Source organism: Carboxydocella sp. ULO1 (assembly GCF_002049255.1).
Lineage (GTDB): Bacteria > Bacillota.
Map to the genome: position 1 here is coordinate 139,519 of NZ_BDLQ01000101.1, position 13,271 is coordinate 152,789.

The window sequence follows — 13,271 nt, forward strand, 5'->3', positions numbered from 1 at the left end:
ACAGGGTCGGCCCAGCAAGCCGACCCTGTTTTTATACAATAATACAAATCAGGCCACCACTACCATCATTGACCACCCTCTGCAAAGTTTCCTGGAGTTTGACTCGGGCACTTTCCGGCATCCTTTGCACCTTATTTTGTATTCCCTCCCTGACTAGATCATGCAATGTCTTGCCAAAGATTTCTGATTGCCAGATTTTTCTGGGGTCAGTTTCATATTCTTTCATCATGGATTGTACCAGATCCTCACATTGTTTTTCGGTTCCTATAATGGGGGTTATTTCAGTGGCAATATCCGCTCTGATAATATGCAAGGAAGGAGCGCTGGCTTTCAGCTTGACGCCAAATCGATTGCCCTGCCTGATCAATTCCGGTTCCTGCAGATTCATTTCATCCAGACGCGGTGTAACCACACCATAACCAGTAGATCTTACTTCTGCTAAAGCTTCCGCTACTTTATCATATTCCCGTTTTGCCACTGCTAGATCCTGCATTAAACGTAAAATATCATGCTCTCCCTCAATTTCAAATCCAGTTACTTCCTTTAACACTTGCAGGAACAAGTCCTCCCGGGCTTCCATGTCCACTGTAGCAGCACCAGTTCCCATATCCATTTCCCTCAGCGCTACTCCAGCCACAAATTCATGTTCCCCCAGTGCCTCCACTGCCCGATCCACGTCTCGCAGGCGCTTTATATAACGCACTGCATCCCGAACAGCGCTTTCAAACTTTTCCCTTAACCAGTGATTGGGGGGTAATTCCTCAATCCAGCGGGGTAAATTAATATTTACTTCATTAACCGGGAACTCAAACAGTAACTCCTGCAGGATATTGATAATCTGCTCCTGATTCAGCTCTGCGCAATCTACCGGTAAAACCGGAACATCAAATTTACTGGCAAGTTCCCGGGCCAAATCCTGGGCCTCGGCCCCATGGGGCCTGGTGCTATTTAATAGCACGACAAATGGTTTTCCCAGTTCTTTCAGTTCAGCAATAACCCTTTCCTCTGCCTCCTCGTAGGCATAGCGCGGCAAATCAGTGATAGTGCCATCAGTCGTTACCACTATCCCGATGGTGGAATGGTCAGTAATCACTTTGCGAGTACCGATTTCAGCTGCTTCCTGAAAGGGAATCGCTTCTTCCGACCAGGGAGTATGCACCATTCTGGGCCCTTCGTCCTCCTCATAGCCCAGGGCTCCTGGTACCGTGTAGCCCACACAGTCTACAACCCGCATTTTTACCTTAACACTGCCGCCAATGTTGATTTCGATTGCTTCATCAGGAATAAATTTGGGTTCAGTGGTCATAATTGTCCGTCCAGCCCCCGATTGAGGCAACTCATCCCGGGCCCTTTCCTTGTCATAGACATTTTTGATATTGGGGATAACCATAAGTTCCATGAATCTTTTAATAAAAGTGGATTTACCCGTACGGACAGGACCCACCACCCCCAGGTAAATATCGCCATTGGTTCTTTCGGCGATATCGTGAAAGATGTCTATCCTCTCCATAACCACGCCTCCCTCCTCCTGTTACAATTTTCCTGCCAGTTTAGACAGGCAGGTTTTAACACTAAAAATATATTTGATGTGGACAAAAAAAATGACGACATACAATGATTTAGTCGTCATTTTCCCAGAATCGCCTTGTGTTGCTTTTTTTGCTGGTACATTAATTCATCAGCTGTTCGCAGCATGTCCTCAGGAGTAAAATTATTTTGATATTCTACCAGTCCATAGCTCAGTCCAACTTTATAGTCCACTGCTTGCTTAAAAGCATTTTGCAGGCGCTCCATAATCTGCTCTCCTTCTTTTCTGCTTACTTCTGCCAGCAGCAGGGCAAATTCATCACCTCCATAGCGAAAAGCAAAATCCACATCAATGCGAAGCTGTTCCTGGCAAACAGAACCAAAAGTCTTAAGGACCTGGTCACCAGCCAGATGACCAAAGGTGTCATTGTATTGCTTGAAACAATCAAGATCGATCCAGGCCAGTACGAAAGGACGCCCATAGCGGCGAGCCCGCTGCACGAATTCTCGCAACTTCAAATGTAAGTATCTTACATTATAGACACCAGTTAAATCATCTATAATGGCTTTATGATACAATTCGCGATTTAACCTTAACAACTCTTCTTTTTTGTTTTTTTCCCGCCACCAGGCCCACTGGGCCAGTGCTGCCCAGATTGATAACGCCGGCACCAGCCAGACAACCCAACCTATTAATTCCATCACAACCAACCTCTCCTATTGTTTGAGCATATTTTCTCTATCTTAATAGATGGTATCATATAACAGTATCAGCTGGCAAGGGATTTTTCGCTACAATTTTCGACAAAAAGCAAAAAAAGTAAACGCCTGCATTATAATATGCAGGCGTCTTTACCTCAGTTACGGTTCCACCCTGGTGCGGAATTTGAGAGCACCATTATTATATTCCATGATTACTGCACTCTTAACCGGGTTATGTTGTGCATCTAAGGTAATGGTTCCGGTTACACCTTTAAAGTCTTTGGTAGCAGCCAGGGCATCCTTGATTTTGACAGGGTCAGGAGTCCCAGCAGTTTTGATAGCTTCAAACAACACTTTGGCAGCATCATAGGCCAGAGCAGCCAGAGCATCCGGTTCCTGACCATACTTGTCCTTGTATTTCTTGACAAACTCCTGTACCACCGGAGAAGTATCCATAGTGGTATAGTGGTTGGTAAAGAAGACATTGGTCAGTGCGCTTTTGCCAGCGATTTCTAACAGCTTGGGGGAATCAAAACCATCTCCGCCAACGATAGGTTGGGTAAGCCCCAGTTCCCGGGCCTGACGGATAATCTTACCTACTTCCTCATAATAAGCAGGGACATAGATTACATCAGGATTCTTAGCCTTGATTTTGGTCAGGGTAGCTTTAAAATCGGTATCCTTGGCGACAAAAGCCTCTTCGGAAACAATTTCACCACCCAGTTTGGTAAATCCACTCTTAAATGCTTCTGCCAGCCCCTTGGAATAGTCACTGGATTGGTCGACATAGATAGCTGCTTTTTTCGCCTTCAGGTCATTGAAAGAGAAGCGGGCTGCTACATCACCCTGGAATGGGTCAATAAAGCAGGTCCTGAAAATCCAGTCTCTGGTTTTGTTGGTTGCAGGGTCCACAGTTACCTTGGGGTTAGTCGCCGAGGAGGTAACCAGCGGAATCTGGTTCTGAGTTGCTACCGGTTCTGCTGCCAGCACATTGGAACTGGCAACCGGGCCCAACACTGCCACTACTTTGTCCTGGGTCACCAGTTTGGTCATGGCATTAGTGGCTTCAGCAGCATCGCTCTTGTTATCTGCTGTGACCAGTTCAATCTTTTTGCCATTCACACCCCCTGCCTGGTTAAATTCTTCCAGTGCCAGCTTAATCCCGTTTACACTGGAATTCCCGAAAGTGGCAATGCCTCCGGTCAGCTCATAGTTAGCTCCTACCTTAATTACATCTCCGCCCGCAGCACTGTTATCCTGGCTTTTGGCGGTCGGCTGGTTGCTACTGCCGCTGCCACAACCTGCTAAAAGCCCTACCCCCAGCAGAGCCGCCAGAGCAGCAGCCATTGTTTTGCGTACCTTCATTCCTGATCTCTCCTTCCGTACTGCTGTTGTAGATTATGATTTGCAATTCGCTATTATTCTACAACACTATTTGTCTCTCTGTCAAGAACAAAAAAAGAGGCATTTAAGCCTCTTAAGCTTTACTTTTACCAGTGCTGGTTTAAAACCACCTCTTCCATCTCATGGGTTTTACCCCTTTGCATCAGTCTGGCTACTCCTTCCCAGGGGTCTGCTCCAGCAAACAGCACCTGATAGGCCTGTTCCGTGATAGGCATAGAAACCCCAAGGTTCTGAGCCAGACTTCTAGCTACTTTACAGGTGCGCACCCCTTCAACTACCATTTTGATTTCAGCCAGAGCTTCCTCCAGTTTCTTGCCCTGCCCAATCAATATTCCGGCTCTTCTATTGCGGCTATGTAAACTGGTACAGGTGACAATCAAATCACCAACCCCTGCCAGACCAGCAAAGGTTAAAGGTTGAGCACCTAAAGAACTGCCCAGACGAGCTATCTCCGCCAGACCCCTTGTCATCAGTGCAGCCTTGGTGTTGTCCCCAAAACCCAGTCCATCCGAAATACCTGTACAGAGGGCAATGATGTTTTTCAAGGCCCCCCCCAGCTCCACGCCGACAACATCGGGATTGGTATAAACGCGAAAAGCAGGAGACATGAACAAATCCTGCGCAGCTTCAGCTGTTTCCCGTTTGGCTGCCGCTGCCACCACTGCTGTGGGTATTTCCCGCCCTACCTCTTCGGCATGACTGGGCCCTGATAAAACTACAATTTTATCCCGAAACACATCCGGCAATTCAGAAGCAATTACCTGACTTAAACGCAAGAAAGAGCCTTCTTCTAGACCTTTGGCGGTATTGACTATTAATCTATGTTGTTGTGGTTTTAAAAAACCGGCGACCCTTTTAATAGTTTCCCTGACCGCATGACTGGGCACGCCCAGGACAACCGCTTCCGCATCAGCCAGGGCCAGTTCTAAGTCCGCCGTCAACCGCAATTGAGGTGGCAAACTAACACCGGGCAGATAGCTGCGATTCTCCCGATATTCCAGCATCTCCTCTATTTGCTGCTGACGACGGGCCCACATAGTTACCTCTTTCCCATTCCGGCTTAATAGAACCGCCAGGGCTGTAGCCCAGCTGCCGGCCCCAATAACCGCTACCCTCATGGTGCTAATCCCTCCTCTTTCCACTGCGACCAATCCGGTTTTCTGTCCCTGTACGCAAACGCTGGATATTGCTCCTATGCCGCCAGATAACAATACTGGCGCCAATTATACCAAAGATGCGAACTGCCCAGGATGGCTCAAACATCAAGAGCAGGAACGGGGTACAGGCTGCTGCTATTAATGAGGCCAGTGAAACATAGCCACTTATGTAAAGAATAGCACCCCAGATCCCTAAAGCCAGCAAGGTAATAGCCGGATTAAGGGCAAAAAGTACCCCACCACCTGTGGCTACAGCTTTACCTCCTTTGAACTGTAAAAACACCGGATAGGTATGGCCCAGAACTGCTGCAATCCCCAGTGCTACTCCCCAGGCCGGTCCTCCCCAGAGTTTGCCCAGCCAGGCAGCTACTGCCCCCTTGGCAAAATCACCTGCAAAAGCTATAAGCCCGGCTTTCCAGCCCAGTGTTCGCCAGGTATTGGTTGCTCCGACATTCCCACTGCCATAGTTGCGGATATCGATTCCGGCCACAGCTCTGGCCACCACATAGCCAAAAGCAACAGACCCTAGAACATATGAAGCGATAACCAGGATAATTCCTAACCACCAGTTCATTCTTTTTCCTCCTGCCGGTTACGGGGAATAATCCGTATGGGAGTACCCTCAAAGCCGAAAGTCTGACGTAACTGATTCTCAATATATCTCTGATAGGAGAAATGCAATAATTCACTGTCATTTACAAATAACACAAATGTAGGCGGTTTAACAGCTACCTGGGTAGCATAAAGGATTTTCAACCTTCTACCCCGGTCTGAAGGCGGTGGATTCAGATAAGTGGCTTCTCTGATCAGGTTATTCAAAACACTGGTAGCAATTCGCATATTTTGTTGATCTGCTACAAATTTTACCAGTTCCAAAATCTTGGCCACTCTTTTCTTGGTTCTGGCAGAAACATAGATGACCGGAGCATATTGCATAAAACCAAGACCTTCTCTCAATTTCTCCGTATAACGCAAAGCCGTTTTATCATCTTTTTCCACCAGGTCCCATTTGTTTACCACCAGGATGCAACCTTTGCCACTTTCATGGGCATAACCGGCAATTTTCTTGTCCTGCTCTGTCAATCCCTCTACCGCATCTATTACCATCAGGACTATATCACTTCGATCCACTGCCCGCAAGGATCGAATTACAGAATAGCGTTCCACTACATCTGCGATTTTGCCTTTGCGTCTCATACCGGCAGTATCGATGATAATGTATTTTTGGCCATCCCGTTCCAGGGCAGTATCAATAGCATCGCGTGTAGTCCCAGGCACATCGGAAACTATAACCCGTTCTGTCCCCAGCAAAGCATTAACCAGAGAAGATTTGCCCACATTGGGTCGGCCTATGACAGCTATTTTTATTACATCATCATCTTCTTCCTCCCCTTCTGTCGGTGAAAAGTGTTTCACCACTTCATCCAGTAAATCCCCAATATTATAGCCGTGGGCTGCCGAGATCAGAATAGGTTCCCCTAAACCAAGGGCATAAAACTCATTGTATTGTTCAGTGTGATCAAAATTGTCCACCTTGTTCACTACCAGTACCACTGGTTTATTGGCCCGGCGCAGCATATTGGCTACTTCTTCGTCATTGATGGTCAGACCTTCCTTTCCATCAACTACAAATAAAATAACGTCTGCCTCCTCCATGGCCAGCTGGGCCTGGTGTTTCATCTGATTGGCAATTTCATTTTCGATCCCGGAAAATTCAATACCACCAGTATCAATTACAGTAAAAGCATGGTCTAACCAAACCGCATCCCCATAAATCCTGTCTCGCGTAACTCCAGGTATGTCTTCAACAATAGCCAACCGGCCACCCACCAGCCGGTTGAACAATGTGGATTTGCCTACATTTGGCCTCCCCACTATGGCTACAATTGGTTTACTCACCTGTCAACCACCTCTTTATCATAACTACTAAATCTTCTCCGTTACTACTGATAACTTCAACCTTCACTCCAGCTTTATCTGCAATTTCATCTACAGTCATTCCATCCAGGGTAACCATCTCTCCACGTCGAAAGATAATATCAGGCAGAAAAACCACATCCACATTTTGCGATTCAGATAAAGCTGCTAATATATCTTCCCCGGTTAACAATCCGGTAACCGTCACTGTTGGGCCAAAAAAACGGTTCGGGACAGCCAGAACCTCAAATTTTGCCCCGGTAATTGCCTCCGCCTCTGCGGCAACCTGCTGCAGTACCCTTGCAAAAGAAACCCCCGTGATCCACAAAGCTTTCCTGCTCTTACCCTGTTTTTTGGGCAGTTCCTCTTTTGAGTCCTCCCAGTTATCAAGAAATGTCCTGACCAGGCCAACCCCGTTTTCCAACTGGGGAAAATCCTCATAACGTTCATTCTCAGGAATGGATCGCCCTGCCATTAAATAAAACTCATCGGCTGCATAAACTAGATAGCAATCAAACTCCTGCCGGTTCTTTTCCTGCCAGCGCTCTACCTGGTCAATTAAGTTTGCGGCCTCTTGAGAGGTAAAGGTTCTTAATTTTGCTAATCCATTGCGATGGGCTGTCAGCCCGACAGGAACAACTGCAATAGACTGAACCTGGGGATATAAACTTACCAGATCAGCAACAGTCTTGTCCAGCTCTTCCCTGTCATTGTAATCAGGTACACAAACAATCTGGGTATGAAGCTCGATTCCGGCAGCTGCTAATCGCTGCAATTGTTGTAATACCTGCCCCGCTTTCCTGTTACCCATCAATTCCTGTCGCAATTCCGGGTTAGTCGTGTGTACTGAAACATAAAGCGGACTTAAATGTAGTTTTTCAATGCGTTGTAAATCTTCTTCTCTTAAATTGGTTAAGGTAATAAAATTCCCATGCAATACCGAAAGACGGTAATCATCATCTTTAACATATAAACTTTCCCGCATCCCTGGCGGCATTTGCTCCACAAAACAAAATTTACAACGATTGGCGCAACGTTTAATCCCATCGAAAACTGCGCTTTCCAGCTCTATACCCAGGTCTTCATCCCATTGTTTTTGTACAGAAAGAGTAAAAATTGCCCCGCTTCGTTCAATAGTTAAGCTCAACTTTTCCTCGGCCAGAGCGAATTGCATATCGATTAAATCCCTGACCGCCTCACCATTAATTGCTAAGATCCGATCGCCTGGTTTAAGCCCTATCCGTTCTCCAAAACTTTCAGTCTGGACACTGGCAATAACAGCTGCTTGTGTCATATTCCACCTCAACACTATAAATCACTCTATTCATTATTAACCATCGCAGCCAGGAAGTCAAGGGAAATGCCAGTTATGCCCCAGGCCAGCCAGAAACTTCTTACTACGCGGCGAGCTAAAACCCGGTCACCAGTAATATTTACTCCGTTTTTTAGAACCCATTTTTTTGTTTCTGTAATCGGTACCAGCTTTTTTACCTGCTCAACCTTGTTGACAATTTGCCAGTAAAAAGTTTGTATCCCTCTTATAACTATTGGTCTACCCAATCTTTCCCAGTGCAATCTCCGGGAAGTATAACCACCTACTACCATTAACCAGTTGACATATGGTAAGGCATCCACCAGTAAATATTCCTCCCTGGTTATGCCTGCTGCCTGAGCCGCCAGATGGATTAAGTCATTCAATTGGCGGCCAAGATTGCGTTTGCCCAAAACATATATTTCCCTTTGTTTATCATCAATCCCAAAGAAAAAAAGGCGCCCGTGGTCATGTTCCCAGGTCCCATCAAATAAAGGCAGTTCCAGCAACTCCTTTTCTCCGGGGACCCTGGTGTTGTCCAGCAGCCCTAGATGCAGGGCAGCTGCTACAACTGATGAATGGGCGCCACCATAACAGTTATAGATTATCTTCACTCTCTTTTTTCCCCACCCTTATTCTCTTTCTTTTTTAACCCCAGGGCACTTGCCAGTTCCCGGGAAGCGAAGTTCCGCAATCTATCCCAGGTAGCTGCCCCAGAGCCGGTCGCTAACAGCAGAAAACCGATACCAGCTGCAATCACCAGTACAATCGCCAGAAAAGCCCCCGTCCAGGAGCCGCGGTTTTCATCACTCAAGCTTAGAGATTTATCAGGGGCAGCTGCACCCGGAGGCGCTGCTCCTGGACCGGTAGTAGTACTTACCCCAACGACCCGGGGTACAGCATCAGCAAACAATTTTACGCCTTCCTGAGCCTGAATTCGGCTATTAGTATGAGATCCAACTTCGATCAAGATTGCCCGTGGCGATAGGTCCTGGTTGTAGTTTCCTTTGGCAATAAAAATGCCTTCTACTAGACCGGGACGGTGTTTATCGAGATATGCTTTAATATTTTTGGCAAAGGTCAGGTTTTCCCCTTTGCGAGGATTTCTACGTCCCACGACTAGCTTGATCTGCGTAACGTTTTTGCCGTTTATTTTAGCCTGATAAACATCGGGCGGAACAGCATCCCGATGCACATCCACCAGTGCAACAGGGTTTAGCTTTAACAATTCTGTAGCAGTTCTGCGCGAGCGATGATAGGCATTAGCATCATGGGGATCATGTTTGCGCAGACTTTGAACTACATTAAGGCCAATTTGTTTCATTGCAGCTGCATAGGCTTTCCCGACTTTGTAAATCCCGCCATTGCCATATATACTGGACCGACCATCGGTTGGTACATACGATTCATCACTATGACTGTGATAAATAGCTATCAACGGTTTTTTACCACCACCCGCTTGAGCTGGCAAGCTCATCGGTTCATCCCAGGCTGGATTATAAGCCAGCTTTTCCTGCCCAATGTATTTTAATTTAACAACATCACCCTCGACCTTCTCTACTCTGTAATGCTTATTGTCATCCGCAATGTATTCATCTCCGACAAAAACTGGCAGGGCAGTCATATGAATGGTTTTTCCCTGCTCATCTTTAAAGATGTAATATCCTGATTCGCGCTCTGTCTCATCACTGCCACTCAATAAATTTAATGGTTGAAAGACTGGAACTTTGCTGTTCATAGCTAGCCATTGTCCTAAAGTCCCATTGTCCCGGGCATAAATCAAACCTAAAGTCAGAAGAAGGGATACCAAACCACCAATTGCCAGCAGCCTATTATTTTTGTTGCTCATCTTTTTCTCCCCCTTTCTTCTGGTCAGCCCCCAGCATACTGGCCATTTCCGGGGTCTTAAGTCCTGCTATCAACTCAGGATCTCGGTTTTCCCGGGCCGGTCCTCCTTGCAGCCGTTCTCTGGTTTCACCTATCAATTCTGCCAGCAAAGCGGCCAGTACGCCGGCCAGTATATACGTATCAAAAGCACCTGCCCCACCAAAACTGACAAATCCGCTTCTACCCTTAGCATAATACCAGACCAGCTGGAAAACATCTGCCAGCATTAACCCCAGTATGGCAGAGATAAAAGCTGAACGCCGGGAGCGTCCTACAACATAGGCTAATACACCCGCTACCAGGGGATAAAAGTAAATAGGATCCATAAACATTGTCTCCGGCTCTGTACCCCCTAAAAATACCGTAGAGAAACTGATTGCAATGGCAACTGCCACAGCTGCTATTAAGGCTCTAAAGATTTCCTTGCCTGTACCCGCTTTTCCCAGTACATAAATTGACAACCCCAGTGGTACCAGCGCTCCACCTACATTCACATCTACTCCTACTAGTCCTCTTGCTACCGGAATTGTAATAAAACTACCAATGATCATTAAGCCGATGACCACCAGTGCCTGTCGGTCAGTGAGCCGCATTCTGTCCAGAATCCGGTGCGCCAGACCAAAATAAATTAACAAAGAAACAATTACTAGAACCAGGGTACCAATCGGCAATCTAGCCACAATATCATCTCCTTTCCTTACTCGTACCATAACATAATTTGCCCTTATTCAGCCTCAGTTATACAGCAATAAAAAAAGTGGGTACTATTACCCACCTAAAAACTTTTTATATCCACCAGCCAGACTCCTGGCTTCCTTATAGCCCTGCATCACCAGAAACATCACTGCATATATCGACTGAACCCCGCCATTACAATACACCACCAGTGGCCGCTCTCTATCCGGAAACAATTCCTGAAACCGATCTGGTAAATCCTTCAACAAGCATTGTTTAGAGCCCGGTAAACCGTTTTGGGCATGTTCTTCTGGTTGTCGTAAATCCAGAAAGTAGGCTTGTTTCAGCCATTCCTGGTTTTTTATTTTATCCGCCAGTACATCAGCTTTGATTAAATAAAAATCCTTAGGCATGGAACGAAGAAATTGCTTTGCATCCATACACATCACCAGCTCTTAACTTCTGCCATTCAGCGGTTTTTCCTGTAATCACTTTGGCGGCAGCTTTTAAATGGGCTGGGCTGGAAACGCCAGTTTGCAAACAGATTATTTTAAGCTGCCGCTGCCATTCCTTGATTTCATTTGCTAAACCTTCAAGACCATTATCCAGATATGTTTTCAAAAAATGCCCGGCTACTCCCACCGCTTCTGCTCCAAGAGCCAGGGCTTTGGCCCAGTCCAGGGGGGTTAGGATACCTCCACTGGCCCAAAGGTGACCCTGGTTCCCACAAACCGCCAAACACTCCAGCAGAGCCCATGCTGTAGGCAGCCCCCAGCTCAGCTGTAACCGAACAGGCAATTGGGCCCGTCTGGCTTCAATAGCAAGGAAGTCCGTTCCTCCGCTGCCGCCAACATCAAAATACTCCACTCCAACTTCCTTCAGTCTTAAAACCGTTTCCCGACTCAGCCCACAGCCTGTCTCTTTGACGATCACAGGCACCCATGATTTTTTTACCAGCTGCTCGATATTGTTTAGCCATTGGGTAAACTTCCTGTCCCCTTCTGGCATCATCAATTCCTGAGCAGCATTCAGATGGACTTGCACACCCTGGGCTCCAATCATCTCAATAGCCTTAAGGGCTAAATCCCAGGATACACCAGCCCCCACATTGGCAAAAACCAGTCCCCCTGGGTTTTCGGTTCTGATTACCTGATAGGTTTTGACCAGTTCCTCATTATATAGAGCGGCATGCTGACTGCCCACTGCCAGGCCGATACCTGTTTCAGCAGCAACCAGTGCTAAATCTCTATTTATTTTTTCACTAGCCGGATGACCGCCAGTAATAGCAGTTATAAACAATGGAGCCTTGCAAATTTTATCAAGAAAACACCAGGTAGTATCAATTTCATCCCAGTCATTAACCGGTAGAGCCTGATGAATCAGATGAACATCTTCAAAACCGGTATAATGCGGGTTATATTCTTCCTTAAACAACTGGATATGTTCCAGTTTGCGCTGTGAACGCTGGTTGTTCAAATCCCGGACCTCCGTTGATTATATTTTCCAGAATGGTACGATCGGCAGGAGCAAGTTCCAAATCAAGCGCAGCTTTAGGACTAAACCAACCAATAGCCTGTCCTTCCATGCCTTGTAGCTCTCCTGCCTGCAACTGGCAATGATAGACCAGTAGTAAAACAACCCTATCTTCATAACGGTGCCAGACTACCGTAGCCAGACCTAATATGTGAATATCAATATTCAGCTCTTCTTTAATCTCTCTTTTTAACCCTTCCTCCGGCGCCTCATCAATTTCCAGTTTACCGCCGGGAAATTCCCACATTCCAGCCAGGTGGCTGCCTGGCCGTCTCTGGGCCAGCAGAAGTTCGCCTTCCCGCCAGATAGCCGCTGCCGTAACCACTATTCTCTCCAACCCCCGTACCTGGTTCAAAAAACTTGACTAACTTGACTATTTTTATTTTCAGTCAAGTCGGCCCCCAGACCAGGCTTTCGCCTCCTTTCCGAATACTTGATTTGCCCCCGCGGGGCAGGGCGACAGGGGACCTCGGCCCGGGAGTTCCACCCGGACGGGAGTACTGCACCGGTTTATGCTGACCTCCCGGTGGGAGTATAACTCCGCCTCCCGCGTCCTGTTAGGACGCCTACCGGTTTCTCCGACACCGGCTAAACGGGGTCACCGTACGGACAGGGCCAATAATTTCAGGTCAGGCCAGACGGAGTTATACGCCTCCTGCTCACTCTGGGCAAGCCCGTTATGCACAGAAAGCCTCTCCTCCAGCCGCCTCAAGCAGGCCCTGACCCCACGGGTCATCCCTTTTCCTTCCCCAGGTCTATCAGGATTAACCTTCCGGGTCAGGTTTTGCTTGATTTGCGATACCAGTTGCCTGAGTTCTTCAGTCACCCGTTCCCTGAACCCCATTGCCCGGCGTCCTGTAACCAGTGCCGCCGCGCAATGCACCGGAACGGCGTAACGTTTCATATACTTCCAGTAACCTATGGTTGAAGTATGCCGGGGTGATACTAACTTGAAAGGCACCCCTTCTTTTGCCGCTCTCCGATACATTGCTCCTACCATTTTCGCAAATGGAAAATTGGAGGCCATGCGGTTAAACTTTTTATTAATGTCCAGCCTGTCTTTGCCAAAGTTCAGGTTTTCTAAAACAATGGGTTTGCCTAAAAAGAAAGCTATATCTACCACTACTTTGGCTAAAACGCCTATCAGGTAGCTACGC

The 13,271-nt window shown here is 47.1% G+C and carries 14 protein-coding genes; all 14 read right to left on the reverse strand.

Annotation, left to right across the window (positions count from 1 at the left end; translation table 11 throughout):
- Positions 1-31: 31 nt before the first annotated feature.
- Positions 32-1,510 carry a stage IV sporulation protein A gene (gene spoIVA, locus ULO1_RS12000; RefSeq protein WP_078666225.1) on the reverse strand — a complete coding sequence of 493 codons (1,479 nt, stop codon included), beginning with the start codon at positions 1,508-1,510 and terminating at the stop codon, positions 32-34.
- Between the two features lie 116 nt (positions 1,511-1,626).
- Positions 1,627-2,229, reverse strand: coding sequence for a GGDEF domain-containing protein (locus ULO1_RS12005; protein ID WP_242947955.1), 603 nt, complete (start codon positions 2,227-2,229; stop codon positions 1,627-1,629).
- 159 nt (positions 2,230-2,388) lie between these two features.
- Positions 2,389-3,594: an ABC transporter substrate-binding protein gene (locus ULO1_RS12010; RefSeq protein ID WP_078666207.1), complete on the reverse strand. Its 1,206-nt coding sequence runs from the start codon at positions 3,592-3,594 to the stop codon at positions 2,389-2,391.
- Between the two features lie 125 nt (positions 3,595-3,719).
- A complete protein-coding gene (locus ULO1_RS12015; RefSeq protein ID WP_079933658.1) occupies positions 3,720-4,751 on the reverse strand; it encodes an NAD(P)H-dependent glycerol-3-phosphate dehydrogenase in 1,032 nt (343 codons plus the stop codon).
- 4 nt (positions 4,752-4,755) lie between these two features.
- Positions 4,756-5,364: a glycerol-3-phosphate 1-O-acyltransferase PlsY gene (gene plsY / locus ULO1_RS12020; protein ID WP_079933659.1), complete on the reverse strand. Its 609-nt coding sequence runs from the start codon at positions 5,362-5,364 to the stop codon at positions 4,756-4,758.
- Positions 5,361-6,689 (reverse strand): ribosome biogenesis GTPase Der, encoded by a 1,329-nt coding sequence (gene der, locus ULO1_RS12025; protein WP_079933660.1) that lies wholly within the window; start codon positions 6,687-6,689, stop codon positions 5,361-5,363. Before der ends, plsY begins: the two co-directional genes overlap by 4 nt.
- Positions 6,682-8,001, reverse strand: a complete 1,320-nt coding sequence (locus ULO1_RS12030; protein ID WP_079933661.1) for a DUF512 domain-containing protein — start codon at positions 7,999-8,001, stop codon at positions 6,682-6,684. The genes der and ULO1_RS12030 overlap by 8 nt, the downstream gene beginning before the upstream one ends.
- Positions 8,002-8,027: 26 nt before the next feature.
- Complete coding sequence (locus ULO1_RS12035) at positions 8,028-8,633, reverse strand: DUF3189 family protein (RefSeq protein ID WP_079933662.1); 606 nt, start codon at positions 8,631-8,633, stop codon at positions 8,028-8,030.
- Complete coding sequence (spoIIP, locus tag ULO1_RS12040; protein ID WP_079933663.1) at positions 8,630-9,868, reverse strand: stage II sporulation protein P; 1,239 nt, start codon at positions 9,866-9,868, stop codon at positions 8,630-8,632. Before spoIIP ends, ULO1_RS12035 begins: the two co-directional genes overlap by 4 nt.
- The gene (locus ULO1_RS12045) at positions 9,852-10,586 is read right to left on the reverse strand and encodes a DUF1614 domain-containing protein (RefSeq protein ID WP_078666200.1); all 735 of its coding nucleotides are present in this window, start codon (positions 10,584-10,586) and stop codon (positions 9,852-9,854) included. Before ULO1_RS12045 ends, spoIIP begins: the two co-directional genes overlap by 17 nt.
- A gap of 87 nt (positions 10,587-10,673) precedes the next feature.
- A complete protein-coding gene (locus ULO1_RS12050) occupies positions 10,674-11,021 on the reverse strand; it encodes a rhodanese-like domain-containing protein (RefSeq protein ID WP_159071858.1) in 348 nt (115 codons plus the stop codon).
- Complete coding sequence (gene fni / locus ULO1_RS12055) at positions 10,987-12,057, reverse strand: type 2 isopentenyl-diphosphate Delta-isomerase (protein WP_079933664.1); 1,071 nt, start codon at positions 12,055-12,057, stop codon at positions 10,987-10,989. The genes ULO1_RS12050 and fni overlap by 35 nt, the downstream gene beginning before the upstream one ends.
- Positions 12,008-12,451 carry a (deoxy)nucleoside triphosphate pyrophosphohydrolase gene (locus ULO1_RS12060; protein WP_159446899.1) on the reverse strand — a complete coding sequence of 148 codons (444 nt, stop codon included), beginning with the start codon at positions 12,449-12,451 and terminating at the stop codon, positions 12,008-12,010. The genes fni and ULO1_RS12060 overlap by 50 nt, the downstream gene beginning before the upstream one ends.
- Before the next feature lie 261 nt (positions 12,452-12,712).
- Positions 12,713-13,271: IS200/IS605 family accessory protein TnpB-related protein (locus tag ULO1_RS12065; protein ID WP_143325460.1), on the reverse strand; the 559-nt coding region annotated here is incomplete at its 5' end.